General features: G+C 36.7%; 23 protein-coding genes and 1 pseudogene. 5 read left to right on the forward strand and 19 right to left on the reverse strand.

Annotated elements, in window-relative coordinates:
* Positions 1-2: 2 nt before the first annotated feature.
* The 10 genes from CQA43_RS05995 to CQA43_RS09495 form a co-directional block, all read right to left on the reverse strand.
* Complete coding sequence (locus tag CQA43_RS05995; protein WP_115551711.1) at positions 3-1,331, reverse strand: hemolysin family protein; 1,329 nt, start codon at positions 1,329-1,331, stop codon at positions 3-5.
* A gap of 58 nt (positions 1,332-1,389) precedes the next feature.
* Positions 1,390-1,518 (reverse strand): hypothetical protein, encoded by a 129-nt coding sequence (locus tag CQA43_RS09895; protein ID WP_281270109.1) that lies wholly within the window; start codon positions 1,516-1,518, stop codon positions 1,390-1,392.
* 192 nt (positions 1,519-1,710) lie between these two features.
* The gene (locus CQA43_RS06000; protein WP_115551712.1) at positions 1,711-2,676 is read right to left on the reverse strand and encodes a YihY/virulence factor BrkB family protein; all 966 of its coding nucleotides are present in this window, start codon (positions 2,674-2,676) and stop codon (positions 1,711-1,713) included.
* On the reverse strand, positions 2,676-3,515 hold the full coding sequence (locus CQA43_RS06005) for a biotin synthase (RefSeq protein ID WP_115551713.1): 840 nt from the start codon (positions 3,513-3,515) through the stop codon (positions 2,676-2,678). The genes CQA43_RS06000 and CQA43_RS06005 overlap by 1 nt, the downstream gene beginning before the upstream one ends.
* A gap of 1 nt (position 3,516) precedes the next feature.
* Positions 3,517-3,918 carry a pyridoxamine 5'-phosphate oxidase family protein gene (locus tag CQA43_RS06010; protein WP_115551714.1) on the reverse strand — a complete coding sequence of 134 codons (402 nt, stop codon included), beginning with the start codon at positions 3,916-3,918 and terminating at the stop codon, positions 3,517-3,519.
* 9 nt (positions 3,919-3,927) lie between these two features.
* On the reverse strand, positions 3,928-6,168 hold the full coding sequence (gene topA, locus CQA43_RS06015; protein WP_115551715.1) for a type I DNA topoisomerase: 2,241 nt from the start codon (positions 6,166-6,168) through the stop codon (positions 3,928-3,930).
* Between the two features lie 246 nt (positions 6,169-6,414).
* Positions 6,415-7,257, reverse strand: a complete 843-nt coding sequence (locus tag CQA43_RS06020; RefSeq protein ID WP_115551716.1) for a 3'(2'),5'-bisphosphate nucleotidase CysQ family protein — start codon at positions 7,255-7,257, stop codon at positions 6,415-6,417.
* 213 nt (positions 7,258-7,470) lie between these two features.
* Positions 7,471-7,935 (reverse strand): hypothetical protein, encoded by a 465-nt coding sequence (locus CQA43_RS06025; RefSeq protein ID WP_115551717.1) that lies wholly within the window; start codon positions 7,933-7,935, stop codon positions 7,471-7,473.
* A gap of 8 nt (positions 7,936-7,943) precedes the next feature.
* Positions 7,944-8,342, reverse strand: a complete 399-nt coding sequence (locus tag CQA43_RS06030) for a DUF4879 domain-containing protein (RefSeq protein ID WP_181881641.1) — start codon at positions 8,340-8,342, stop codon at positions 7,944-7,946.
* 29 nt (positions 8,343-8,371) lie between these two features.
* A complete protein-coding gene (locus tag CQA43_RS09495) occupies positions 8,372-8,548 on the reverse strand; it encodes a hypothetical protein (RefSeq protein WP_181881642.1) in 177 nt (58 codons plus the stop codon).
* Between the two features lie 318 nt (positions 8,549-8,866).
* Here CQA43_RS09495 and CQA43_RS06035 point away from each other — a divergent pair.
* Both CQA43_RS06035 and CQA43_RS06040 read left to right on the forward strand, forming a co-directional pair.
* A pseudogene (locus CQA43_RS06035) lies at positions 8,867-10,413 on the forward strand (glycosyltransferase family 2 protein).
* Complete coding sequence (locus CQA43_RS06040) at positions 10,410-11,474, forward strand: glycosyltransferase family 4 protein (RefSeq protein ID WP_115551718.1); 1,065 nt, start codon at positions 10,410-10,412, stop codon at positions 11,472-11,474. The pseudogene CQA43_RS06035 and the gene CQA43_RS06040 overlap by 4 nt, the downstream one beginning before the upstream one ends.
* A gap of 79 nt (positions 11,475-11,553) precedes the next feature.
* Here CQA43_RS06040 and CQA43_RS06045 read toward each other — a convergent pair whose 3' ends face one another.
* From CQA43_RS06045 to CQA43_RS06075, 7 genes are all read right to left on the reverse strand, one after another.
* Positions 11,554-12,837, reverse strand: a complete 1,284-nt coding sequence (locus tag CQA43_RS06045) for a glycosyltransferase family 8 protein (RefSeq protein WP_115551719.1) — start codon at positions 12,835-12,837, stop codon at positions 11,554-11,556.
* Between the two features lie 11 nt (positions 12,838-12,848).
* Positions 12,849-13,778 carry a glycosyltransferase family 2 protein gene (locus tag CQA43_RS06050; protein ID WP_181881643.1) on the reverse strand — a complete coding sequence of 310 codons (930 nt, stop codon included), beginning with the start codon at positions 13,776-13,778 and terminating at the stop codon, positions 12,849-12,851.
* Entirely contained in the window at positions 13,775-14,533 is a 759-nt protein-coding gene (locus CQA43_RS06055) for a phosphocholine cytidylyltransferase family protein (RefSeq protein ID WP_115551721.1), read from the reverse strand. The genes CQA43_RS06050 and CQA43_RS06055 overlap by 4 nt, the downstream gene beginning before the upstream one ends.
* Before the next feature lie 145 nt (positions 14,534-14,678).
* Positions 14,679-15,644, reverse strand: coding sequence for a CDP-glycerol glycerophosphotransferase family protein (locus tag CQA43_RS06060; RefSeq protein WP_245944241.1), 966 nt, complete (start codon positions 15,642-15,644; stop codon positions 14,679-14,681).
* Positions 15,641-16,114 carry a hypothetical protein gene (locus CQA43_RS06065; protein ID WP_115551722.1) on the reverse strand — a complete coding sequence of 158 codons (474 nt, stop codon included), beginning with the start codon at positions 16,112-16,114 and terminating at the stop codon, positions 15,641-15,643. The genes CQA43_RS06060 and CQA43_RS06065 overlap by 4 nt, the downstream gene beginning before the upstream one ends.
* Positions 16,111-16,758, reverse strand: coding sequence for a gamma-glutamyl-CDP-amidate hydrolase (locus tag CQA43_RS06070; protein WP_115551723.1), 648 nt, complete (start codon positions 16,756-16,758; stop codon positions 16,111-16,113). The genes CQA43_RS06065 and CQA43_RS06070 overlap by 4 nt, the downstream gene beginning before the upstream one ends.
* The gene (locus CQA43_RS06075; RefSeq protein ID WP_245944245.1) at positions 16,755-19,091 is read right to left on the reverse strand and encodes a PEP-utilizing enzyme; all 2,337 of its coding nucleotides are present in this window, start codon (positions 19,089-19,091) and stop codon (positions 16,755-16,757) included. The genes CQA43_RS06070 and CQA43_RS06075 overlap by 4 nt, the downstream gene beginning before the upstream one ends.
* A 206-nt stretch (positions 19,092-19,297) precedes the next feature.
* Between CQA43_RS06075 and CQA43_RS06080 the strand changes: the two genes are divergently transcribed.
* The 3 genes from CQA43_RS06080 to CQA43_RS06090 are packed head-to-tail and all read left to right on the forward strand — an operon-like array spanning position 19,298 to position 22,630.
* Positions 19,298-19,477 (forward strand): hypothetical protein, encoded by a 180-nt coding sequence (locus CQA43_RS06080; protein WP_115551725.1) that lies wholly within the window; start codon positions 19,298-19,300, stop codon positions 19,475-19,477.
* The gene (locus tag CQA43_RS06085) at positions 19,470-21,473 is read left to right on the forward strand and encodes a DNA methyltransferase (protein WP_115551726.1); all 2,004 of its coding nucleotides are present in this window, start codon (positions 19,470-19,472) and stop codon (positions 21,471-21,473) included. The genes CQA43_RS06080 and CQA43_RS06085 overlap by 8 nt, the downstream gene beginning before the upstream one ends.
* Positions 21,473-22,630: an HNH endonuclease gene (locus CQA43_RS06090; protein ID WP_115551727.1), complete on the forward strand. Its 1,158-nt coding sequence runs from the start codon at positions 21,473-21,475 to the stop codon at positions 22,628-22,630. The genes CQA43_RS06085 and CQA43_RS06090 overlap by 1 nt, the downstream gene beginning before the upstream one ends.
* Positions 22,631-22,831: 201 nt before the next feature.
* Here the strand turns inward: CQA43_RS06090 and CQA43_RS06095 are convergent, their stop codons facing one another.
* Together CQA43_RS06095 and CQA43_RS06100 are read right to left on the reverse strand one after the other, a co-directional pair.
* Positions 22,832-24,409 carry a DUF2972 domain-containing protein gene (locus tag CQA43_RS06095; RefSeq protein WP_115551728.1) on the reverse strand — a complete coding sequence of 526 codons (1,578 nt, stop codon included), beginning with the start codon at positions 24,407-24,409 and terminating at the stop codon, positions 22,832-22,834.
* Between the two features lie 15 nt (positions 24,410-24,424).
* Positions 24,425-25,210: a class I SAM-dependent methyltransferase gene (locus CQA43_RS06100; RefSeq protein WP_115551729.1), complete on the reverse strand. Its 786-nt coding sequence runs from the start codon at positions 25,208-25,210 to the stop codon at positions 24,425-24,427.
* Between the last annotated feature and the right edge of the window lie 7 nt (positions 25,211-25,217).

The following is a 25,217-nucleotide window of genomic DNA, read 5'->3' on the forward strand; positions in this document are numbered from 1 at the left end:
ATTTATTCCTCATTACTCAATTTAAAAGATTTTTTAGTGGCTTTTAAGCGCACGATTCTAGCTCCTTGTGTCGCTAAAACTTCATAATCACAAAATTCATCGCTAATCACATCACCTACAACAGGCATTCGCTCCAAAAGATTAAAAACATAACCTCCAATCGTTACCTGCTCGGTGTCTTTTTCAAACTCAATCCCCAAAACATCTGCAACGCGCTCCAAATCCAACATACCATCAAAAGAGTAGGAATCTTCATCAATCTTGTGGTAATCATCATTTTTCTTGTCGTGTTCGTCGCTAATATCTCCGATGACTTCCTCTAAAATATCCTCCATTGTTAGCAAACCAGCCGTGCCTCCGTATTCATCTACAACAAGAGCGGTGTGGATTTGGCGACGATTCATCTGAATTAGAATATTTGAAATTGAAGCACTTTCTGGAACGATGATGATTTCTCTAATTAAACTTTCCAATTCTTTGGAGGGATTCTCACTCAACATCGTCTCAAGCAAGTCTCGTAAATGCACCATTCCGATGATATTATCCTTGCCCTCTTTGCAATAAGGATAACGCGTGTGCTTTGTAGAAGTTACGATTCTCATATTTTCCTCATAGGAATTATCATCATACAAACAAATCATATCTTTTCTAGGTGTCATAATCTCTTTTGCCATCGTATCCGAAAAACTCACTGCATTTTGGATAATCTCATTTTCAATCGTATCTAAATAGCCACCTTTTAAGCTTTCTCCTACGATAATTTTAAGCTCCTCTTCGGAGTGCGCACTCTCCTCTCCCTCACTTGCGGGTTTAATGCCCATTTTGTGCAAAGAAAAAACCGCCAAATAGTCAAAAATACGAATCAGAGGAAAAAAGAGAATCCAAAACATATGTAGAGGCTTCGCCACAAACAACACTGCCTTTTCAGATTTCGCAATTGCAACAGACTTTGGAATCAACTCTCCTGCTACAACATGCAAAAGCGTAATAAAGCTAAACGCAACAACAAAACTAACAGAATGTAGTAGAACAGGATTTTCACCTATGAAGTATTTAAAAGGCTTTTCAAGCAGACGCGCAATCGCAGGTTCGCCAACCCAACCTAGCCCCAAAGAGGAAAGCGTAATGCCAAGCTGTGTAGCAGAAAGATAAGAATCTAGCTTGCCTGTAATCTTAAGTGCTAATTTCGCACTCGGAACTTCTCTCCTACTTAATTCCTCTAAACGAGAACGGCGAATCTTGACGATTGCAAATTCAGAAAGCACAAAGAAACCATTCAACATTACCAAAAAGAGTGCGAAAATAGCCAAAAGAAGCGACTCTGTTTCCAAAAAATATCCTTTAAAAATAAAAAATTTTGTAATTTTAGCATATTTTCCTAATGGGTATTTAAAATTTTAGATTTTTGCTTTTAAATATGGAATCGCACAAAGACATAAAGCCAACCACCGCGTCATTACAAGGAATGAGCGGAGCAAGAGACAAAGCGCACATTGCGTAGTAGTTTGGTTTTGTCATTGCGAGATTCCATTTCCTCCGTCATTGCAAACACTAGTGTTGCAATCCATAATCAAGCATACTTGCGCGATTCCATTGAAAAAATTATTATATGCAAAACTATAGATTGCCTCGACTTCTTACGAAGCCTCATAATGACAAGAGGGGCAGAATCCCATAAGAAGGCGGTAGTGAGTTGCTTACAAACTCCCCCTACTCACTTTGCGATTCTAACTCTTGAATAAAAACTTCATCAATCCCGCGACTAAGACTCATTCCAAAAAGTAGAATCGCCCACGAGAGATAAACCCAAATAAACAAAAAAAGTAGAATACTAAAAGAACCATAAAGCGTTAAATAAGCTTTGTTATAAAACACATAATAAACAAATCCCCATTTACAAATAGACCATAAAAGTGCGGTAATAAGGGAGCTTATCAAGGTATTTTTATTGCTAATCTTAGTATTTGCAGAAATTTTAAAAAGCATAAAAAACACCGCCCACACTACCAAATAAGGTATCAGCTGAAAAAGCCAAGCAATATAAGTGCTATAACCCAACTCTTGCAAATATGCATACGCTTTGGTGCTTAAATAAATAGAAAATAGAATCCCTAATGGAAAAAGCGTCATACAAGTCCAATATACAGAAATAGAATCCCAAAAACCGCGTGTGTGGGAGTGAAAAATTTTTCCTGCAATATCTTGATAGTTTTTAAAAAACAAAATAGAAGTAACAAAAGCGTAGATAAATCCCATTCCACCAAGCTTTGTGGAGTTTTGTAAAAAACTATCCATATAACTTAAAAAAACATCGGAATGCGTGGGGATAAAGTTTGTAATGATGAGATTTTTAAAACTTTCTAAATTTTCTCTAAACTCTGGCATTGCGGCAACAAGCGAAAACACAATCAAAAGCATAGGCAAAAGCGCAAAAATCGTGTAAAAACTAAGGCTTGAGGCATAATACAGCAAATCGCCTTTTAAAAACACATACAAATAGCGCACAAGCAACCAAATTTTCGCACAAATACTTTTGAATAAGCCAAAACTGCATAGCTTTCGTAATTCCAACAGCTTTATAAAGAAATCCTTTGCATTGGATTTCACTTCTGATTTTGTTTCTTGGGATTCCAAGTCTTGCAAGGATTCTGACTTTTGAATGTTATTTGCTTTCATTACTCACAGCTTTTTGCAATTCCATATCCATAAGCTTTAATCCGCTCCACTTCCTCTTTTGGTGTGTTGCCTTTAGTCGTCAGATAATCCCCTAGCACCACCGCATTAATCCCACATTCAAAGAGTGTCTTTTGCTCCTCTCCAAACACGCGCTCTCGCCCTCCTGCAATCATCAGCCTAGCATTTGGCAAATATTCACGCGCTAACTTCACACACTCTAACGCTTCCTCTTGAGTTAGAATCTCTTGAGTTAAGGGCAATGCTGGGTTTGGGATAAAGAAATTAATAGGCGTAGTATGCGGATTTAGCGTTTGCAAAGCATAGAGAAAGTCCATTCTATCCTGCCAACTCTCCCCCATTCCAAAGATTCCACCACAGCATAGTCCAAGCCCTGCAATTCTGGCATTTTCATTTGTTTGGAATCGCTCCTCAAAGCTATGCGTGGTGCAAATATTAGGAAAAAAGTTTTGACTTGTTTCCAAATTATGATTATAACTCGCAATTCCCGCATTCTTCAGTTCTACTAAGGATTCCACATCTGCGATTCCATTGCAACCAATTAAATGCAAATGCAATCCCTCTTTGACAATCGCACGGGCAGCTTCTGCAATATATTCTGTTCGCTTAGAATCCAAAGTGCGCCCACTTGTAACAAGACAGAATCCCAATGCACCATTTTTGCTTGCCCTCTTTGCTTCCTCCAAAATCTGTGGAATCGGCTTGTATTTATACTTGTCAATCTCCGCATTATATTTTGCACTTTGAGTACAATACGCGCAATCCTCTGCACAGCTTCCGCTAGAGACATTGCAAATGCTACATAAAAAAATCTCTTGCATTTTAATCCTTTATGACTTCTTCGCGTCCGCTAAAGTTTTGGATTTTAATGCTTGGATTCTTGAAATAAAAAACAGCGAAATCTGGATTTGTCGGACTTGTATAAATTTCTTTTACCAAAGGATATTTTACAAACATTGCTTCTTTGACTGCCGCATTATCCTCAAAGATAATTTCCGCGCGGATTCTTATCCAAGTTTCTTTAGAATCAAAAGCGCAAAGTTCTACATTGGAAAAATTCTGTATGTGCTTCACCATTCCTTTGGTTTTAGAAGTGCAATAATACAATTTGCCTTGATAAAATAATGGCGATTGAATCGGGCGCACGCGAGGATTCCCGCAAGTGCCTTTGGTTGCCAAAAATCCTACATTTTTATCTAAAAAATCTAAAATTTCTTGTGTCATTTTCTCTCCTTAAGTAGATTGTATATCGTCCATTCTTTCTTTACACTCGGGATTGGAGCATTCTAAAATGGGCTTATTTCTAAATGTCCTGCGCATAAGCAAGGAATTACACTTGGGACATTTTTGGTTTATTGGTGGAAATTTAGCGACAAAGTCGCATTTAGGGTGATTTCTGCAACTATAAAATTTCCCATATCTCCCATTTCTCTCCAAAATATTTCCACCACATTTTGGACATTTCACACCCTCCAAAGCTTGTGGTGCGCTCCTTTGACTTGGATTCAAAGGCTTTGTATTTTTACATTCTGGATAACCGCTACAAGCGAGAAACTCTCCATTTCTACCGCGTTTTTTCACCATTTCCTTACCACATTTTTCACAAATCCCAAAGCTTTGCGATTCCTCATTAGAAAGATTAGATTCTTTTTGAATATATTTACACTTAGGATACCCACTACACCCCACAAACTCACCATATCGGCTGTTTCTACGCACCAACTCCTTACCACAAAGCGGACAGGATTTTCCGATGGGAATTGCTAATTTTTGGCTTTGAATCTTTGTTTTACCCTCGCTAATCTTTTGAATAAAAGGCTCATAGAAATGCCACAAGAGTTGCTGCCAATCTTGCTTGGATTCCGCCACTTCATCAAGTTTTTCCTCTAAATTTGCAGTAAATTTGGAATCCACAATTTCATTAAAATGCTGTTCTAATAACTCCACTACTTTAAAAGCCACTTCTTGAGGTTTGATTTGCTTTTTTTCAATCGTGATATAATCCCTTGAGGTAAGCAAAGAAATCGTTGGGGCATAGGTGCTTGGGCGCCCTATTCCTAAGGATTCCAAAGTTTTAATCAAGCTTGCTTCAGAGAATCTTGACGGGGGCTCTGTCTCGCGCTTTTCGTCCTTGCATTTTTCTAATCGCAATGCACTTCCAACTTCTAAAGTCGGCAATAATTTGTCTTTGTCCTCATTACCTAACATACGATAAAAACCATCAAAAAGCAGCTTACGCCCGCTTGCTTTTAGAAGTGCTATGTCATTGCCAATCCAAAGATTCTGCAACTCAAACTCCGCATCACTCATTTGAGAAGCAAAGAATCTCTTGTAAATAAGCGTATAAAGCTTTAACTCATCTCCTTTAAGATATTGTGCAGCAATTTGCGGTGTGAAATCCATTAAAGTTGGGCGAATCGCCTCGTGAGCCTCTTGCGCACCTTTTGCTTTAGTTGCATAAATCTTGGGTTTGGTTGGCACATATTCCTTACCATAAGTTTTAACAATCAACTTGCGCGCCTCCTCTTGCGCAATTTTGGCGATATTTAAACTATCTGTTCTCATATAAGTAATCACGCCCATAGAGCCTTGATGCGTCATCACCCCCTCATAGAGTTTTTGCGCAGTTTGCATCGTGCGTGAGGGAGAGAATCCAAGCAGTGAGCTTGCACTTTGTTGCAAGGTAGAAGTCATAAAAGGTGGTGGGGTAGCGGTTTTGCGTCGCTTGGTTTCTATATTTTGTATGCTAAAGCTTGATTTTTTAAGAGATTCTACAATTCCTTTTGCCTCTTTTTCCGTTTTAATGCTTAATTTGTCTAGCTTTTTTCCCTTAAACTCTACCAATTCCGCTTCTATACCATTGACTTTTTTATCCAATGTAACAAAACTACTTTCAATTGTATAATAGGTAATGGGTTTGAAATTTAGAATCTCTTTTTCTTTATCTACGACAATCTTTAGCGCACTACTTTGCACCCTACCTGCACTTAACCCGCGCTGAATCTTAGAAGCAATCAATGGACTTAAACGATAGCCTACGATTCTATCTAGCAGTCGCCTTGCTTGTTGCGCATTGACTTTGTCCATATCAATAAGGCGCGGGTGTTTCAAAGAATCCTCAATCGCCTTTTGCGTGATTTCGTGGAATACGATTCTAGGTAGCTTATGCGGGTCTTTATCAATTGCTGTGGCGATATGATAGCCAATCGCTTCTCCCTCTCTGTCTTCATCGGTTGCGATATAGATTTCTTTCGCACTTTTTGCTAGTTTCTTTAGCTCACTCACCACTGCTTTATGCGATTCATCAATTTTATATTCTGGAATAAAATTTTGGTCTTCAATCTTAATCCCAAAAGTGTGTTTAGGCAAATCACGAATATGCCCCTTAGAAGCAATCACTTCATATTTACTACCCAAGAAATTCTTAATCGTCCGCGCTTTTGTCGGCGATTCTACAATAATTAAACTTTTCAAAAGCTCCGCCTTAAAGTTTGTAATTTAAATTTTGCTAATCATACAAAAATTTATACCAAAATTTCAAGATTCTTTTTTAATCTTTGATTGGATAATTTTCTGCCACATTCTTGCGATTCTACGCAGCATTCGCGACAATCCATAGTCCCGCAAAAAGCAACTTTAACAATAAAATTCCTAAATCAGGGGAGGTTTTAGATTATGGATTACTTCAGCTAACACCCCGCAAGGACGCAATGGTTAGCCCTATCCCCTCATAAAATCCTGATAAATTTTCCCTCCGACTTGCGACTTTGCAAATGCAATAAAATAATGATTCCGCACACTTGGTTTGTTATATTCTAAAGGCTTTTTTGTCTCACAATCCAACATCTCCCCGCCCGCTTCCTCTAGCACAATATCGCACGCTGCGGTATCCCATTCGCTCGTGCCATTGAAGCGCGGATAAATATCCGCCTTGCCCTCTGCAAGCACGCAAACCTTGAGCGAAGAGCCATATTTTTGCACTTTTAAATTGTATTTTTGGAAAAACTCTTGCGTCTGCTGCGTGCTATGAAACATAGAATCACAAGCAAGAATTTGCGCTTCTTGCAGGATTCTATCACCCTTTAGTTTTTGTTTATTTTGTTCTAGCCACAGAGCATTTAAGGTTTGCGATTCTAGTGCGCTTTTAAGAGAGGCAATTTCAAAGGTAAAACTTCCAAAGCCTTTTAAAGCAATAAAAAGTTGATGAAATGCAGGTGCATACACAACGCCTAAAATTGGGCGTTGCTTGTGAATAAGGGCAATATTAATCGTCCAACCACCATTTTTTGCCAAAAAATCCTTTGTCCCATCAAGCGGGTCAATCAGCCAATAATATTCTAAGCCTTTGCGCTCCTCATAATCCAAGATTGCCTCTTCAGAGCAAACTTTATAAGGAGAATTTGCCAACAATTCTTGCGTAATGAGCGCATTAGATTCCAAATCCGCCTTTGTAAGCGGCGAGGAATCCGACTTTAACGCAAACTCCTCCAAACCATAATATTTTAATACCAACTCCCCCGCCCTAAGCGCGCTCAAAGCACTTTGATAGAGTAATTCTTGCATTGTCATTCCTTTGATTGTAAGTTTAACTTGTATCAAAATTTGCATTAAATTAAGGATAAAATTTTACGATTCCATTGCGTCATTGCGAACGCAGTGAAGCAATCTATAATCTTGAATTACTTTAAATTTTCCATCACAAAAGCGTGCTAGGGGTTGGGGGTTAAGGGGTACGCTTCGCAAGTAGAGCCCCCTGCCCCATTAGGAGAGAGAATCTTACGCTTTAATTCCTTGCAGAATCTCACTTAAAATATCCACAGCTTTGCTTTTCTCCGCTTCAAAAATGTGTTGTGGCAATGAGCTTAGATTTCCAAATTCATCTAATCTACTTTCGTGATTGTCTTGTTCTTGTAAAAAAGCAATATTATCAGACAAAAGATTTTGAATTTTGTCGGAATCTATTTCTAAATTACGCATTGCAAGAACCTTTTTCATATTGCTAAAGCTAAGAGAACCATAAAGACTTTCACCCTCAAGTAAAGCAGTATTGAGATTAGCAAGATAGATTTTGGATACATTTTTCGCGATGGAATCTTCCCTGCTTTCTTTTTCTTGTTGTATGGCTTCATTGAGGATTTCCCCATAAGTTTTTGGAGATTCCTGCTCTTTTGGATTCTCCGCGCGAGAAGAATCCCCGCGCGGATAATAAATATTATAAGGATAATTGTTGCTTATTTGCATAGGAATCCTTACTTAATATAAATACTTGTGCTCATTGTGGGACCAACATTAATGGAACGAGCAGTATAAACAAATTCACCACTAGAATTGCTAGGCTTGGAAATATCCCACCATTCCCACCAACCAAATACTACATTATCGCTTCCAGCAATACCAACGCAATCTATCATTGTTGCTTGATTTCCTGCAAAAGTTGCGCTATCAGTATTCCTTCCACCATAGCCTACAACGCCTGTTACAACTTGAAATGGATTACCGCCGTGATTAAAATTTGTGCTTGTTTGATTGTCCTGAATATTCTCACAACCATCTTGAAGTTGCCCCACTTGCTGTTGAGAGCAAACCGCCCACTTCTGATACAGGAGGAGCTGCAGCTTTGACTGCTTTATTGTTTTTATTTGCCTCATACGCCTTTTTCATTTTTTCCAAAGTTTTATCAAAATCGCCATTCAGAATTTTTTTGCTTATGTGGTGAGTTTGCCTCTACATAAAGCGTTAATCCATTGCGTGTAATTTTCTCTTTGCCCTCTGTGGTATAGTTGCCATCTGCACCAAATGCGATTCCACAACTTAAAATACTTGCCAACGCAAGACTTAAAAATTTTCTTGTCATTTTAACTGCTTAAAATTAAGATATGTAGAATCTTAGGCAAAAAGTATGCCAATATTAAGATTCTATTGTTTATTTTTTAATACAAAATTATAGATTGCCACGACTTCGGACGAAGTCTCGCAATGACAAAAGACTAATCACTGCGTCATTACGAGAGAGATAACGAACGAAGCAATCCATAATCTTGCAAAAATCAATTTCTACAATAGAATCTTTTAAATAGTTCCATTATAGAATCCCGCCCTTACGATTCCATATTTTAAGAGATTCTACTATGAAATTTGCTACAATGACACAACAAAAACAAGGATAAAAACAATGGATTTTTCAAAAATCTCTGCTGTGATACTTGTCAAAAATGCACAAGCGACTTTGCAAGAATGCCTCCGCTCTATTCAATGCTTTGATGAAATCATATTACTAGACAATCAAAGCAATGATGATACCTTAAAAATTGCTCTCTCTTTCAAAGAATCTTTCCCCAATCTTCACATTCACACAAGTGAATTTATCGGCTTTGGGGCGTTAAAAAATCTCGCGATTTCTTATGCGAAAAACGATTGGATTTTACTCATTGACGCGGACGAAGTTTTGGAGCAAGATTTTTTAAACGAACTTAGAGAAATGCAGCTTGCAAAAGAAAATATCCTTGCCTTGCCACGAAAGAATCTTTATAAAGGCGAATGGATTAAGGCTTGTGGTTGGTATCCTGATTATGTTTTGCGCGTCTTTGACAAAACTTTTACACATTTTAACGACAATGCCGTGCATGAAAGCCTGATTTTAAGCCCAAACACAAAAGTCATTAAAGTGCAAAAAGGCTTGAAACATTACGCTTATGATAGCATTTATGGCTTACTAGAAAAAATGCAAAAATACTCCAATCTGTGGGCACAACAGAATCTGCACAGAAAAAGCTCTATGGGCAGTGCTTGTGTGCGGAGTGTGTGGAAATTTTTTAGGGATTATTTTTTAAAAAAAGGATTTTTGTATGGTTACAAAGGCTTTGTAATTAGCCTCTGTAATGCCTCAGGCGTGTTTTTCAAATATGCCAAACTCTATGAGCTAACACACAAGATTCCCACTTGTTCTTTGATTATCACGACTTATAATAGCAAGGATTCTTTACGCTGCGTGCTAGAGAGCGTCAAGAATCTTGATTACCTGCCGATTGAAGTTCTCATCGCCGATGATGGTAGCACAGAGGATACCGCACAACTCATCGGAGAATATCAAAAAGCTTTTCCCTGCCCGCTTTTACACATTTGGCAAGAGGACGCAGGATTCCGCTTAAATACCATACGCAATAAGGCAATCAATGCCGCAAGCGGAGAATACATTATTCTCATTGATGGGGATATGGTTTTAGAATCCCATTTTATTAAAGACCATTTGGATTTTGCAAAGCATAAAGTCTTTTTGCAAGGCTCTAGGGTTATTTTAGATAAGCAAACAAGCGAAAAAGCAATAAGGGGGGGGGCAGAATGAGAAACTCTCTCATCATTTTAAATCCAAACGATGCGCCTTGCTCTCTAGCCTTATTTACAAAACTTCTAAAGTTCAAGCAAATATTTTTGATAAAAGCGAGCTTATCAAGGGCGTTGGAGGTTGCAATATGAGCTTTTTTAAACAAGATTGGCAAGCCTTAAATGGCTTTAATGAAAACTTTAAAAGTTGGGGGCGGGAGGATAGCGAGTTTGTCGCAAGATTCCTTTTTAATAGTGGAGAATTAAGAAGACTAGAGTTTAAAGGAATCGCTTATCATCTCTACCACAAAGAAAACAACAAGGTAAATCTATCCCAAAAACCACCAAATGTATTTACAGACTTTAAAAAATAAAACAATCCAATGGAATCCTCAATGAAAATTCTCATCACAGCAAATGATATTACAATCGGTGGTGGCGTGGAAAGAGTGGTTTGCAACCTTGCAAATGCCTTTGATGAAAGTGGGTTTGAAGTAGAGATTCTAAGTTTTTATAAAAACAACGAAAAATGCCCTTACATTTTAAATCCGAATGTCCAATTAACATTCTTTCCTAATACCCTTGACATTCACACCAAACAACCCTTAAAAAGGCTGTTTAATAAAACGATTTATCGGCTTTTTGTCGCTTGGAAAATGAAACAAATGTTTAAAGATAAGGACATTATGATTTATAATTGCTATTTTTTCCCTTACTTTAAGAACAAAAATACGCAGTATTTTAAGATTCATCATCAAGTCTTTAAAAGAAGTTGGACATACAAAAACAAGCTTTTTGATTCTAACATTATTTTAACAAGCAAACAACTCGCCCTATGGCAAAGCAAAATAAAAAATGTCCAAATCATACCAAACTTCCTAACGCAAATCCCTGATACAAACACTAATTTATCTCAAAAAGTCATTTTATCCATAGGCAGAATGAGCAAAGGCGATGAAAAACGATTCACAAGTTTAATTGAAATTTGGCGACTAATTCAACAAGATAAAAGCCTTCAAGAATGGAAACTTCATATTGTAGGCGAGGGGGAAGGTAAGCAAGAGCTAGAGCAACTCATCTGTAAGCAAAACCTTCAAGATTCCATAATCCTAAAACCTTTCACAAAAGAAATAGAAAAGGAATATCTAAATGCAAGTATTTACACAATGACAAGCAAATATGAGGGATTTGGTATGGTGCTTTTGGAGGCGAGTTCCTATGGAGTCCCTTGCATTTCCTTTGATATTCTCGCAGGTCCAAGCGACATCATAGAAGATGGCAAAAGTGGCTTTTTGGTTGCGGATAACAATTTGTCAGCCTATGCGCTCAAGTTGAAACTTTTAATGTACGATGAAACCTTGCGTCAAACCTTTGGTAAAAGAGCAAAAGAAATCACAAAAGAAAAATTTTCTAAAGAAAAAATAATGCAGCAATGGAATACCCTCTTTAACTCCAAATAATACTTTGCACCCCTAAACGAAATATCATATTATGGATTGCAAAACTTGCATTTGCAATGACGCGCAAGGGTGCGAAAGCCTACTCCATTCTTGAGAGATGATGATATTTCAAAAAGGCTTTTTGCACCTTGTGGATTTTCAAAAGCACACTTAATGCTCCCCGTTTTCTCCTCCTTGCATAGAAAATCATCTCCCCCACAATCAGACAAAGCCCAAAAGCCTCATCAGGGATTCCATTTGCACTTTGCAACACCTTCAAATCCTCTTGCGGATTGGCTATCAATGAGCGGATTTTAAAAATACCAAATAGGCTTTTATAGTGTTCCAAAGCCTCCGCTCCAAGCCCTGCTTGAATCAAATAATCCTGCGCTTTCTCTTTGCTTGCTAGCAATTCTTGCCCAAATGCAGGGGTTTTAGCCGCATAATCCCACCAAAGCGCACTGATATTTCTGCCCTCACTATCCACATAAGACTTGAGATATTTCCAAGGCTTTTCGCCGAAGTGTAGAATCTTGGGGCTTTTGAAACTCTCTGTAAATTCCGCCCTTGTGTAGTTTAAGCGATTGGGATTCTCATCTTTGCAAATTGCATAACAAAAGCAAATCGTCTGAAAGTTATAGGCAAAAGGGAGTTTCAGCACTTTATCCTGCGGAATCGTAGCATTGAGTAAATCTTGGTCTGCTGCTGTAATATAAGTGCAGCAAGAGGCTAACTCCTCGCATTTTTTTTCTATTTTCTCTTTTCTGTATTCTTTGGCATTGAGGAGCAAAAATCCGGAATTAAAGTAATTTTCGTCAAAAAAATGAAGTTTTTTTTGCCCTTTTTGCACAAATTTAATCTTGCGGTTTTTCGTGCCACAATCCCCCACAGCAGCGACAATCTTATCACTTAAATCTAGCGCAAACAACTCCCTAATATCAAACAAGCATAGCATATCCGAATCCAGATAAAGGCATTTTTCAACTTCCCTATTCAAAAAAGCGTCCATTTTTAAACGACAATAAGGCAAATAATTGCTATGTGCCGCACCACACTTGGGAAATTGCTTAAAATCAAACTCTTGCATAATATGCACTTGGATTGTGCAAGGATAAATTTCAGTCAAGGACTTTTCAAGCCCCTTTAGCTTCTCCCTTGCTTGCTCACTCACAGAATCGCTTAAAATATGAAAAATATAACCCTCTTGCCTCTTGCTCAAGGATTCCACTTTAAGATTCCTAATTGCGCTATTATCCCCCATATTAGAGGATTGGCAAAGTCTTTCAAAACCCTTTGAAGTGTCGGTGTTTTGGACAATACTTGCAATCAAAACCGCAGTGTATGGAATATAATTTTCATCAGCACTAAAAACAATATGAAACATTCAAAAAACCTTTAAAATGGAGATTTAAGCAATCTGCTTTTAAGAATCTTTACTCTTTTTCTTTTGATTTTAAGCCCTAAACGACAGAAAAAGCCTTTGTTTATGCTCTTTTGCAAATCTAAATAATGAATTTTAAGGTTGCAAACTGCTATTCCAATGAATACATTATGACTTTTCAAAGGAATCTGTGGCAAATGCTTTAAAAAATTTATTGCAAAAAGCAAATTTTGCAAATATAAAGCAATTTTAGATAAATTCGTCTTTTCTTGAGTTGCTGAATTTTCATTGACATAATAAATATAAAGGGACTGGTTTAAAAGCCTGACTTTTTTGACATAGGATAAATAAGATACACTCACGATTGCGTCCTCTGCCATTAAAAGCCTCTCTTGAATATTTTTTAGATTTTCTTCAAAGTTTTGGATAAAAATTTCTGTTCTAAATGCCTTATTACACAGAGAGTTAATGAGATTGCTACCTCCATTATCAATCCACAATTTCTCAAATTCATCAAGATTTAAAGATAAATCCCGATTAAACCAAGAGTTTTCTTGATATTGTCTTTCTCCCTCTTGACGCTTAAATTGAAAAATACATAAATCTATCTCCTCTTGAAAGCTCAAAGCAACTTCTTCGCAAGCATTTTTCTCCAAAGTGTCATCAGAATCTAAAAACATTAGAATCTGCCCCCCCCCTCTATTAGCATATATTGCCCCTTTATTCCTACACACAAAGGGACCTAGATTGCTATCATTTTCTATCAAATGTATTCTCTCATCTGTTTGACAAAATTGCTTAACGATTTCTATGCTTTTATCCTCTGACTTATCATCTACAACAATGATTTCTATGTTAGAATAAGTTTGCTTTATACAGCTCTCCAATGCCCTTGCAATGAATTTTTCAGTATTGAATAGAGGAATAATAATAGAAATTTTCAATATCCTACCTCCAAATCACTCTTAAAATCAATCTCGCACCAACCGCCATTAATCTCCACCACTTGTGCGCCACCATACGCATTAATCAAGCCTTGCAAAAAGCTTGTCATATACATATTATCAAAATCTTTGCCATCATACATCGCATTTCTATCCAAACTATCATAGAATCCTAAAACTTGTGGCAAAAAGTGGTAAGAAAATTTAAAAAGCCCAATATATTGCCCCTCTATCTCCTCATAACTCTTAGGCTTTTTGCCAAGCTCTATGACTTTGCCCTCTCTTATTTTTAATGTCTCTGCGTCCAAAAGCGGATTTTCAAATCGCTTCTCCCACAATGTGCGCCAATTTTTATCCACCACGATACTTAAAGGCTCTTGCGATTCTATCAATGAGCGCACAATCTCTGCGCTATACACAATATCCGCATACGAAATAATCAAATCTTGCTTGTGTGTGATACAAGATTCTATAAACTCCCTCGCACAAAAGAGCGTTTGCACCATATTTGTTTTATTAAATTCAAGATTTTGATAAATATTTTTTATGTTAAATTGTGATTCCACATAGTTTTTTAAAACTGCAAATAAATATCCGCCCACCACTGCAATTTCCTTAATCCCAGCGTCTTTTAAAGCCCCGATTTCATAATCAATGAGCTTTTTGCCGCAATATTCCACCATACACTTTGGATTCTCTTGCGTAAGAGGCATTAGCCTTGAACCAAATCCCGCCGCTAAAATCATTGCTTTCATAACTTTCCTTGTAAAATTTTATCAATTTGCTCTACAATAGCCTCTTCTGAATGCCCTACATTATAAATTGCTTCGTTTCTAAATTTCTCTATCCTTTCAAAATCTTGTGCAAAGTCTAATGCCTTAAGCCACTCTTTTATTTCTGTTAAACTGCGACATATCCCCCCCCCCCCGCACTTATTTGATTAGCATATTCCGTGATCGGATTTTGCATTTTTAATGGGGAGAAAAATAGACTAGGACGCAAAGTGCTGAAAGAATAAGTAAAAGCCGCCGTGGAAATATCGGTGATAAAAAGCTCACTGAAATTATGAAACGCATTGCCCAATGCCTCATCAAACTTCACGCGCGCCTCTCCCGCCCATTTAGCTTTGATAAGTTGGTAAAAGGGGTGTTTGTTTTGAAAATTCATCGGGTGAGCGCGAAAAGAAATATTATAATCTGTATTTTCTAGCAAAGATTCTACCATCATATTTTCAAATCCGCTCAAAAGATTGTTATTTGCATTACTTCCTGTGCCATAGCGCAGGCTAGGAGCATAGGTAATCGTATTGCTCGGCTTATAATCATAGGCAAAAATTGCATTATCTAGCTTAGGATAGCCGCTCTCTAGTAGCTTAACCTTGCTTTTAGGCAATGCCTTCTTAAATTCTTTCATTGCGACTTTTGATGGCACTAAAATATAATCCACTACCTCACAAGCTCCTGTTTGCTCTATCAAACTATGTGGAAAATAAATGCGCTTGGCTGTGGTGCTTAAAAATGTCCTATCAATCTTGCCATTCTCATAACCCACTTGATCGGCAGTCAATATCAAATCAATCCCGCTAATATCGGTATTTAAATAATAAGTTTGTCCATTTTCTGTGATACGCCAAGGAAAGAAGACATTATGATGCCCACTTCTTTCAAACTCATCTTTTAATTCTCGTTCTACTATCGTGATGACATTATATTTTTCCTTTAAGCGAGTGATTAAGTTGCCATAGTGCTTGCGATAAGTAGGATAATAAGAAATGACTAGGATATTAGGACGCTCTTTGCTCAAATGCGATTCTATGTTGGATTTTGCCATTTGGATAAACTGATTTATTTGTGCTTCTACGCTCATATCATCTCTCCATTTACCACTTCTTGGATTCTTTTTGTTTTTTCTTGTTTCAACTTTGGATATTGCAAAATGGATTCTTTAAGCTCTTTTAACGAATAAACACAATGTGTTGAGGATTGGATTAAAGAAAAATATTTATCCTCCGCCGGAAAAGAAACGCTAGTGAAACCAAAAAAGCATAAAATGCTAGGATTCTGTGTCCATAGGGCGTATTTTAAAGCAATGTTTGAAATATCACTCACGCATAAATCTATACTTTTGGGGGCGACTTTCGCCCAAGTAATAGAATCCTTAAAAATCTCCAAAATAGAATCTTTCACCGCCTTATCTGTCTTAATATTTGGCAGATAAAATACCTTTTGCTTCATACTGACTAAAGCTTCTAAGATCAAAACATCAAACCCGCAAGCGACATTCCTATGTAAATCATCACTCGCCTCCCTGCTGCTTGGTGCATATAAAATTTTCATTCCTTCTCCTTTCTTATTGTTACAATTTTTAGCCACTCATCAAAGCTTTGATTCTGCCCCTCTTGCGCTTGCATTCCTCCCTCTCGTTCAATATGCCACATCATCGCAAAAATAGGCTTTTGTTTATGCTTAAATGCTTCTATGCTATGATCCTGTGCCATAACTAAAGCTTCCAAAGAATTTGGCAAATCCTTGATTCCATAGTTATGAAAAGAATTGACTTCAAACTTCTCACCACTGCTTGTATCTACAACTTGATGATTGCCAATATGCCCCTCTAAAAGCTCCAATTTCGCACCAAAATATTCTGCTATCCTCTGCGCACCACGACAGATTCCAAGCAAAGGCACATTATACTGCAAACAATGCGTGAGTATTTGCGCCTCATATTCATCACGCATAGAGGAAAGCGGATTAGGATTTAAAGAGTTTAAATCATTCCCACCACTTAGAATCACGCCACCTAAACTCCCCCCTAGAGATTGCGCATAAGTGCTAAAAGGCATCGCATAGCTTAAAGGCAGAGGCAAAAAGCCCTGCAAATGCTCCTTAAAAAAATCGCCCCACTCTACGCTTAAAGCCTCACGCACCTCGTAATAACTCGTATTTTCTAGCAATCTTTGCGTAATACCAATAAACTTCATAAGACTACGATTTGCCCACTTTCACAATCTAGCTTAATGCGCTTTGCGCTTAGAAATTTGCTAAAGTTTTCCTCGCCTACGCCAATCGCTGCGGGCAGTCCTAGTTCACTTGCGCGAATTGCCATATGCGAGTTTGCCCCACCATAGCAAGTAATCAATCCCGCGATATTTTTCGTAAATAAATAATCAAATCCGGGGTCAGCGGATTTAATCAGCACAATTTTGCCCTCTAAATTCGTATCGCTTAAATCGCTAATGAGCGCACTTACCGACTTTTGCGTGATGAAGTTTGGCACAATCTCCGCGCTTAAAAAGCTCACAACCTGCTCTGCATTGGTAAGTAGCACAGGAAGCTTCACGCTCAAAGTCAAGGCGTATTCCTCCTTGTGCCTTTTAATTTCCTCTAAAAATCTTTCCTTTGGATTTTTAGAATACAGCGAGGCATAAAGGTTTAAAATATTTTGAATATCCAAATGCGCCATTTCCTCTTTTGGGATTCCATAATAAACGCCTAGCTCACCAATGAGGCTTAAAGCACGAGAGAGTAGTTTGGTAAATTCAAACTTCGCATATTCTCTCCCCTCAATCGCTCTTTTCAAAAACTCTAAAAACTCTTTTGCGCTAATCTTTAGCCCGTGTTCGCTTAAAAGCGTATCAAGAGATTGCAGCTTTTTAGTATTAAGCACAAAATTACTTTCATTTGATGTCAAGCCCTCTCTTGCACCCAAATCAAAGTAAGCTCTAAAATCCTCATCATAGCGCGGACTTAAGATATTATAAGTGCTAGGGCGCAAATGCCCAAATTTGCTTAAAAACTCCTCTTTTGTTTCCTCTGTAAGCGTGGCAACACTTGAGGCTAACTCTTTGCTCACCGTGTTGAGAGAATTTAAAAATGCCTGTTTTTCCGCCAAGCTAAAAAATCCAATTTCTACAAGAGAATTAAGCATAGAAACCGCCACAAACCCAGCCCTTGCAATCCCTGCAAAAGGCAAAGTCCCATATCTCTTGCAAGATTCCAAAAGCCAATAAATCTTATCCAAAGTCGGCAAGTGCGAATCCTCTAAATCTTTGTAAATTTGCTCTAACTTTGCAATCTTTTTTAAATCCTTGATATACAAGCCTTTTTTGGGATTGATGATAGAATTTGTAAGCTCCAAAAGTGCAAATTCTAGCCTTTTAATCTCATTTTCATTAAAGCCTTTTGAAAGCAGACTTTTTAATTTATGAGGGATATTTAAATCATAGCAAGAAAAGACAATGTTAAACTCTATCTTATCGTGGAAATGCGGGTTTGCCTCCAAAGTATCCAAATAATAATCCACTAATTTACTTGCGATTTTTTTATCCAAAGCTTTGGGGATAAAGGAGTTAAAAGAAAGCCGCACATCAATATAAGGAATGCCCAAAAAGCAGTGCATTAGCGGGTGAGAGCGCAAATTAAGATAACCATAATTATCCCGTTGATACGCCCAAATATTATCCGTGATGATTTCTTTATAAAGGCTTAGGGCTAATCGCTTAGGCTTCAACCCCAAAATCTCGGCAGGATTCCAATCAGGCATTACACCAAAAATTGCGCGTTTGCCATAAATATCTGGCGTTTGCTTTTGCAAAGACACAATGCGCTTTTGTAATCTCTCTAGTGCACTAAATGGCAGGGATTCATAGAGATTGAGTTTATCTTTGACTACAAGCGGACGCACTTGCAGACAATACAAATCCCCGCTAGCATCTATCGCAAATTCCACATCTAAGAATTTATAATCAAAAAGTGATTCTAACTCCCTTAGCATTACAATAATAGCTTTTAAAGTGCTATCTTTTGGCAATTCCGCTTCTTTATGAGCAAAAAAGCTTAAGCCTTTGGCGCTTCCATCGGTAATAGCACTATTTGAACCGCTTTTATCCCACTCAATGCAATAATAAGGCGCAAGCGTATCTTTATCCGCACTCATCGCCACACCGCACATCGCGATATGCTCTAGCATTGGCTGAATGAGAATCTCATCATCAAGCTTTGGCATAGACGCCCCAACTTTGCGCAACGCCTCTAAAATCGCTTGGGATTCCACATTTACATTAGAGAGGCTTAAAAAAGCTCCTGCATTAGAAGTTTGCGCACTATCCTCACTTTTGGAACTGCTACGAACGATAAGCTTTTCACACGCATTTTCACCGCTGAAGCATTTTTGAATCTCCTCTAACACCCCCGCTTCATTCGCTTCCAACTCTTTAAGAGAAGTGAGCATTAAGGGCAAGACTTTTGCACTCTTTAATATGCCTTGCAAAGCTAGCAAATTACGCGCTTTGGTTTGAAAAGATAATTGCATAATAAACCTTAGATTCTACAAAATAAAGGCGACATTATAGTTTAAACTTACTTCAAGATTCTTTATTTTGCGCTTTTTGCTTATTTAGGTTTATCAACTTAGCCCTTTATGCAATGCCTAAAAGCACACATTTTAAGAAGTATTGCTCCATTATCATTTTCTTAGATAGGGTTTGCTAAAATGCAAAGATTTTGTTTTAAGGGGTAATTTTGAGCGAAGAAGATGTCAAAACGCGTTTCATTACACCAAGTTTGCAAAAAGCTGGCTGGGCTTTGGAACAACTTAGTATGGAGTTTGGCTACAAGATGGATTATGAGTTTAGTAATGGACGCGTGGAGTTTATTGGCTCTAGTATTAGAATAGGCAAAAATAAGGTAGATAATGTTTAAAGAAATACTAAATGGCAATAGTTTGCAGATATTAAAAAGCTATATTGCTGATGAATGGATAGATATTATTATTACTTCTCCACCTTATAATGTCGCACACAAATATGAAAATTATAATGATGATTTAGAATTTGAATCTTACCTTAACTCAATGCGTGCAATATTTAAAGAATGTTATCGCGTCTTAAAAATAGGCGGTAGAATATGTGTGAATATTCCTTTTGCTGTAAAAAATAAAGAATCCAAACAAGTGCGATTTCTTTCTGTGTATATAACACAAATTCTTAATGAAATTGGTTTTAATGAGTTTGAGTTGATTTCTTGGCATAAAGGCAAAGACATTAAACATTTTCAAGGCAATAATACCGCGTGGGGAAGTTGGAAAAGTCCTTCTTGTCCTTCATTTAGACCTCTTGGAGAATCTGTTTTGGTATTTTATAAGGGAGAGCGGACGCATAGAGGAGACTCTCAAAACATAGATATTTCTAGTGAAGAGTTTAAAGAATGGACGAAAAATGTATGGTATTTTGATAAAGAGAAAGAGCAGGGGTTTGAAAATATTTTGTGTGCAAGTAATAATGCCAAAAAAGATTTGCACCCAGCTCCCTATCCTGAAGAGTTGATTGAACGACTATTAAAAATTTACTCTTACAAAGATGATATTGTGCTAGACCCTTTTAACGGAACAGGCACAACAACTTATATGGCAAGTCTTTTAAATAGGCAATTTATCGGCATTGAATTATCTAGCAAATATTGTGAAATCGCAATCAATAGGTTACAAAATAAATCTTTACCTACTCTAAAAAGCTTCCCCGATAAAATGGCAAATTTAGTCAATAGCGACAATACTTTAGATTCTCTAAATGAAGTTTTCCCTTATAAAGAAGCCTTTAGTCCTTATTTGATAGAACAATTACAAAAGAGATTCCATTGCTCTATACAATCGCTTTATGACCCATTTTGCGGGGTTGGTTCTAGTTTTTTAAATCCACAGATAAAGCAATGCTTTGGATTTGACACTTCACCTTTTGCCATAAATGTAGCTAAGGCAAAATTAGAAAAACTAGATTCTAAAAATCTACAAAAAGCAAAAAAGATTGCAGAAAATTTTCAATTTAGCAACAAAAGCTATCCTTATCCCAAATGGGAATCTTTTAGCAAATATGCCAATAAGAAGCAATTTAATATCATAATGGATTTTATAGAGTCTTTTAAAGGTTTAGATTCTAAAGTTTATCATTTTGTGAGGTTTTTAGTATTTTGCAATTTAGAAAAAATATTAAATTACAAAAAAGACGGTAATGGTATAAAATTTAGAGAATCTAAAATTAAAGATACGCAATCTTATCTTAAAGAGCTTACTTTAAGGGCTTTTGAATTAAAAAAAGAATTTGATAGTAAAAATACTAAAATTTTAATGTTAGAAAATCTTTCGTCTATTACTAATAAACCTAAAGAGAAAATAGATTGCATTCTTACTTCCCCTCCCTATGCAAATTTATTTGATTATTTTGAAATTTATAAAATGGAATTATGGAGCAGTGGCATTATCCAAAGTTATGAGGATTGGAAAAAGCTTAAAAAATCTGCCTTGAGAAATAATAAAAACGCCAACTTGCAAAAGACGGATAGCATAAATAATATTCTATTAGATGAAACACTTGCGATTCTTGAAAGTAGAAATTTAGAATCTAGCATACTTACAATGCTTACAAATTATTTTTTTGATATGCAAAAGGTTTTAAAAAATAGCTTTGATATTCTTAAAAAGAATGGATTTTGTTTTATTGTGGTAGGAAATTCCTGCTATAAAGGAGTGCCGATAAAAACAGATGAAATCTTAGCGCAAGAAGCGCAAAAAATAGGCTTTAAATGCGTAGAAATCATTGTGGCTAGAAAACTTAAAACTTCAAGCCAACAAATGAAAATCCTAGATTCTAAATCTAAATTTTATTTGAGAGAAAGTATTATTGTATTGCAAAAGGAGGAGTAATGAAACAAGTTAGTATGCGACATAAAAGAAAAGATACAGAATTATTTTTTGATTCTTTTAAGCATTTTAAGCATAATTTATCTAATCTCATAGGAGTAGAATTGCCCACGCTTTACCAACTTGGTGTTGAGCAATATTTAAATCTCATTTCTACTAATTATAAATCAAAATACCCCGATATGCGAAAGATTGGCTTGATAGAATATGATAAACCTAGCGACTACTCTTTTTCTCTCACGTCAGAAGCACAATCTTTTATGGCAAATTCATACTTAATACAAAATATTTATAGTGAGAATGATTTAAAAGCGGGAAGAAAAAATATTGATTCTTTACCGCCTAATCTTTTAATTCAATCTTTTGTGGATTCTTGCTTATTAGATTCTTATCAATATGAGATACTGAAACTTATTCTCTCATATTACGATACTGCGGATTTGATTCGTCCTTATTTGGCACTTTTAAATTTTGTAAGACATTACGAGATACAAAATTTATCCTACATAATATTGCAAGATATTCTAGCCCAAACAAAAGAGAATATCTTATTAATGCGATACGATGAAAATGCCTTTAATAATCTTGATTTAACTATTCAAAATGAACTAAAAAGACCCATTTCTTATATTTATAATTTTCTCCAAACCGCTTTAGTTGTGGATTCTAATTATAATATAATTGTTAATTTTAATTTTGTAGATAGACTGCAAATTGAAATGAATAATATTGTTTTTGCTCAACCTACTCCTACTCAAAACAATTCTCGTCCTGCGAGGGAACAAAGACTCTTTAGAGAAAATGTTTTAAAGGCTTACGACTATCAATGTGCTATCACAGGACAAAGTATTTTTATAGATAATAGAGTATTGCTTGAAGCGGCACATATTATTCCTTATAGAGACGGTGGCTCATTTGCCGTATCTAACGGAATAGCTTTAAGCTATGAAATGCACAAAATATTTGATAACGGGTTGTTTGGATTTGTTTATGATAAAAATCAAAACTTGAGAATTAAAGTTTCTAGCTCTCATAGAATTGTTGATAAATATGGAATCTTAAATAGCTTGGATAACCGTATTATTTCCATTCCACATAAAGAATCAGAAAAGCCCGATTCTTTAGCGGTGGAATATAATCTAGAAAAGTATTTATTATAGATTTAAATTGTAAAAAGCGACTTTTAGAGGAGTTTAATTTACACCTTATCGTGCGACTTCCTAAAGAATCCACAATTAAGGGGTATTGCTTTTATCTGCCTATTTTGAGCGGGGATAAATGGCAAATAGAATGCTTTGAAAATGGGGAGGGCTAATACAAAGGATTTGCAAAAGAAGCTAGAAATGCACCTAGAATAGCATTTAGCTCATCTCCTCGCACATTGCTAAAAACTCCTGATAATACTTCCAAGATTCTATTATGTCGGGACGCACAGAAGCTAGAAATGTGAGATGTTTTTCAAAGACTGCTTTAGCCTGTAAAGCAAGTTCTTTATGAGTGTGTAAATACTGCAAAATCTGCTCTTCACTTAGCTTTTTAGATTCTTCAATTTTTCTTTGTTCCTCTAGGCGTGGAATAAATGCGAGGAGATATTCTTTGATTTGCTCACAAGTTTTTGTGTCTTGTTTTAGAATCTCAAAGTCTTTTTTCTCAATACACACAATAATACGCTCATAAAAATTATCTTGATTAAAAAGAAATTGTGTGATGTCTTGATAATGCTCAAAAGTATTTTTATGCTGCCAAATATCCACCTCATCTACGGGCACTTTGACATAAATCCTCTCATCAAGCGCAAAAATCTTATCTATCAAATGCAATGCTATGCTCTTTTGCTCCATTTGAACCCTAAAAACAAGAGGCAATAACCCCTCATAATAGGATACATTGACTTCAAATTTCTCCTTATCACTAGGTTTTGGGGCAGGAAAAGAAAATGCTTTTGCTAAAGTATTCATTGTTTCAAAGGCTCTCTTACCTACAATTTCAGACATATCAATACATATAATATCTTCGTCTGCAATGTTAATAAGAGCTTTTCTTAAGTCTGTGTCGTGGAAATCTGTGAAATTATATTTCAAAGAACCTCTAATCGTCCCAAAACAAGGCGCATCTTCTTTGCCAAAGGTAGATTCATCATTATGTGCATCATATCCATTATAGCCTATAAGGTTTTCACAGATGAAATCCGGGCTTAATGCAAAGCTTAGATTCTCCTCTTGTGCCATTTGCAGTCGCTTTCTCCTAAAGTTTATTCCGCTTTTTAAAATGCTTATAGGGTCTCTAATGAGATTGAGGGCTTTGGTTTGGGGGATTAAAGCATAAAGTTTATTGCTATCTTTATCTTTCATATATTCTCGGATAGACAAATAGCCAAAGTGGGGGGGGGGCATAGTATAATGGTAAGAGAGAATCTGCTCCCAATACTTTTCATAGATTATTTTTGAAGAAGAAGGATAACGAATGTAATCCATTCCCCCACAATTTAAAACGAAATGATTTAATCCCCTATTCCCGCTAGCGTGGCTACCAAAATATATAAATTTATAATAAGGCGGCAAAGGAATATTTAATTCCCAAGCGATTTGAGGCGAGATTTGCTCATAATCTAAAGTGTTAGGATTAAGCAAAGGGGGATAGGGGTGATTAGCATATTTTTCTAGAAATGATTGAGAGGCAAGCCATAGTTTGATATTATCATACTCTTTGGCAAAATACTTTAAAAAAGTCGGGTTTGTGGTATAAATATGATGTTTTTTACAAAACAAAATCATCTCATTAGAATGAGCAGAATCTAACTTGCGCAAAATTTGAGCCATCATAAGCCGTTGGAGTAAAGCATAGATTCCACCTTTATGCGCTTTTTTATCTATGATATGTTCCAAAGCACCCCAAACGCCACCTTGCTTTAATATCTCAAATGTTTTGCTTTTACCCATTTTACTTCCTTAATTTTACCCTACTTTTCTTGCACTCCAGCAACGTGTAGTGTATTTGATGTCAAATTCTTGAGGGAGAACTTCTCGCATTTTTGCAGTGATTTTATCAAAAATCTCTTGCCCTTCTTTGGTCTCTAAATCCCAATAAGGATTTTTCACACTCTGCCACGCTAAAATATAGTTTTCCAAACTTTGGTGAAAGTAAAAATCCTCTTCAATGTAAATAATATTATCAAAAAGCTCTTTGTGTGCTTCAATAATTGGGCGTTGGTCTTCGCGTCTCACACCTCTTGTGTAGTTTGGCACGATGGAGAGAATCGCATTTTCTGCCTTTTGCTGAATGGGGTCGTTTAAGTCTCTATGATTCCACATACACGAAAAGTATCCATTGCCTTTAAGCAGTCTATGGGCTTCTTTTAACGCCTCTGTCCTATCCATTACATTAAAGCTACTGCCAAAGGTTACCCAATCAAAACTCCCGCTTTGTAACGTAGAATCCACGCCCGTAGCCCTTACCCATTCAATTTTTGCGCCTTTTGTGCGCTCAATGCCGATTTCACGCATTGCGTCATTTGGCTCTACACTCACCACTTCACAACCTCTCTCTAAAAGCATAATGCTTAAATTTCCTGTCCCTGCACCAATATCTGCGACTTTCAAATTGCCCGCTTTTTCTCCGCTAGCCAAAGTGATAAGCATATCAATCGTTTTGGGTGCGTAATTCGGGCGGTAGCTGTAATATTTCGCGTGTTTGGTGTAATCCCAAACTTGTTCTACTATTCTTGTCTTATTCTTTTGCATTGTTGTT

This window comes from Helicobacter ganmani, from assembly GCF_003364315.1.
Classification (GTDB): domain Bacteria; phylum Campylobacterota; class Campylobacteria; order Campylobacterales; family Helicobacteraceae; genus Helicobacter_D; species Helicobacter_D ganmani.

Excerpts from the sequence above, each read along its gene's own strand:
- CQA43_RS06070 (WP_115551723.1), bottom strand. The coding sequence starts at position 16,758 with ATGAAGTTTATTGGTATTACGCAAAGATTGCTAGAAAATACGAGTTAT.
- CQA43_RS06060 (WP_245944241.1), bottom strand. The coding sequence starts at position 15,644 with ATGAGCGTAGAAGCACAAATAAATCAGTTTATCCAAATGGCAAAATCC.
- CQA43_RS06000 (WP_115551712.1), bottom strand. The coding sequence starts at position 2,676 with ATGAAAGCAAATAACATTCAAAAGTCAGAATCCTTGCAAGACTTGGAA.
- CQA43_RS06020 (WP_115551716.1), bottom strand. The coding sequence starts at position 7,257 with ATGCAAGAATTACTCTATCAAAGTGCTTTGAGCGCGCTTAGGGCGGGG.
- CQA43_RS09495 (WP_181881642.1), bottom strand. The coding sequence starts at position 8,548 with ATGACAAGAAAATTTTTAAGTCTTGCGTTGGCAAGTATTTTAAGTTGT.
- CQA43_RS06005 (WP_115551713.1), bottom strand. The coding sequence starts at position 3,515 with ATGCAAGAGATTTTTTTATGTAGCATTTGCAATGTCTCTAGCGGAAGC.
- CQA43_RS06065 (WP_115551722.1), bottom strand. The coding sequence starts at position 16,114 with ATGAAAATTTTATATGCACCAAGCAGCAGGGAGGCGAGTGATGATTTA.
- CQA43_RS06055 (WP_115551721.1), bottom strand. The coding sequence starts at position 14,533 with ATGAAAGCAATGATTTTAGCGGCGGGATTTGGTTCAAGGCTAATGCCT.
- CQA43_RS06010 (WP_115551714.1), bottom strand. The coding sequence starts at position 3,918 with ATGACACAAGAAATTTTAGATTTTTTAGATAAAAATGTAGGATTTTTG.
- CQA43_RS06090 (WP_115551727.1), top strand. The coding sequence starts at position 21,473 with ATGAAACAAGTTAGTATGCGACATAAAAGAAAAGATACAGAATTATTT.
- CQA43_RS06095 (WP_115551728.1), bottom strand. The coding sequence starts at position 24,409 with ATGGGTAAAAGCAAAACATTTGAGATATTAAAGCAAGGTGGCGTTTGG.
- CQA43_RS09895 (WP_281270109.1), bottom strand. The coding sequence starts at position 1,518 with ATGACAAAACCAAACTACTACGCAATGTGCGCTTTGTCTCTTGCTCCG.
- CQA43_RS06085 (WP_115551726.1), top strand. The coding sequence starts at position 19,470 with ATGTTTAAAGAAATACTAAATGGCAATAGTTTGCAGATATTAAAAAGC.
- CQA43_RS06045 (WP_115551719.1), bottom strand. The coding sequence starts at position 12,837 with ATGTTTCATATTGTTTTTAGTGCTGATGAAAATTATATTCCATACACT.
- CQA43_RS06025 (WP_115551717.1), bottom strand. The coding sequence starts at position 7,935 with ATGCAAATAAGCAACAATTATCCTTATAATATTTATTATCCGCGCGGG.
- CQA43_RS06100 (WP_115551729.1), bottom strand. The coding sequence starts at position 25,210 with ATGCAAAAGAATAAGACAAGAATAGTAGAACAAGTTTGGGATTACACC.
- CQA43_RS06030 (WP_181881641.1), bottom strand. The coding sequence starts at position 8,342 with ATGAGGCAAATAAAAACAATAAAGCAGTCAAAGCTGCAGCTCCTCCTG.
- CQA43_RS06040 (WP_115551718.1), top strand. The coding sequence starts at position 10,410 with ATGAAAATTCTCATCACAGCAAATGATATTACAATCGGTGGTGGCGTG.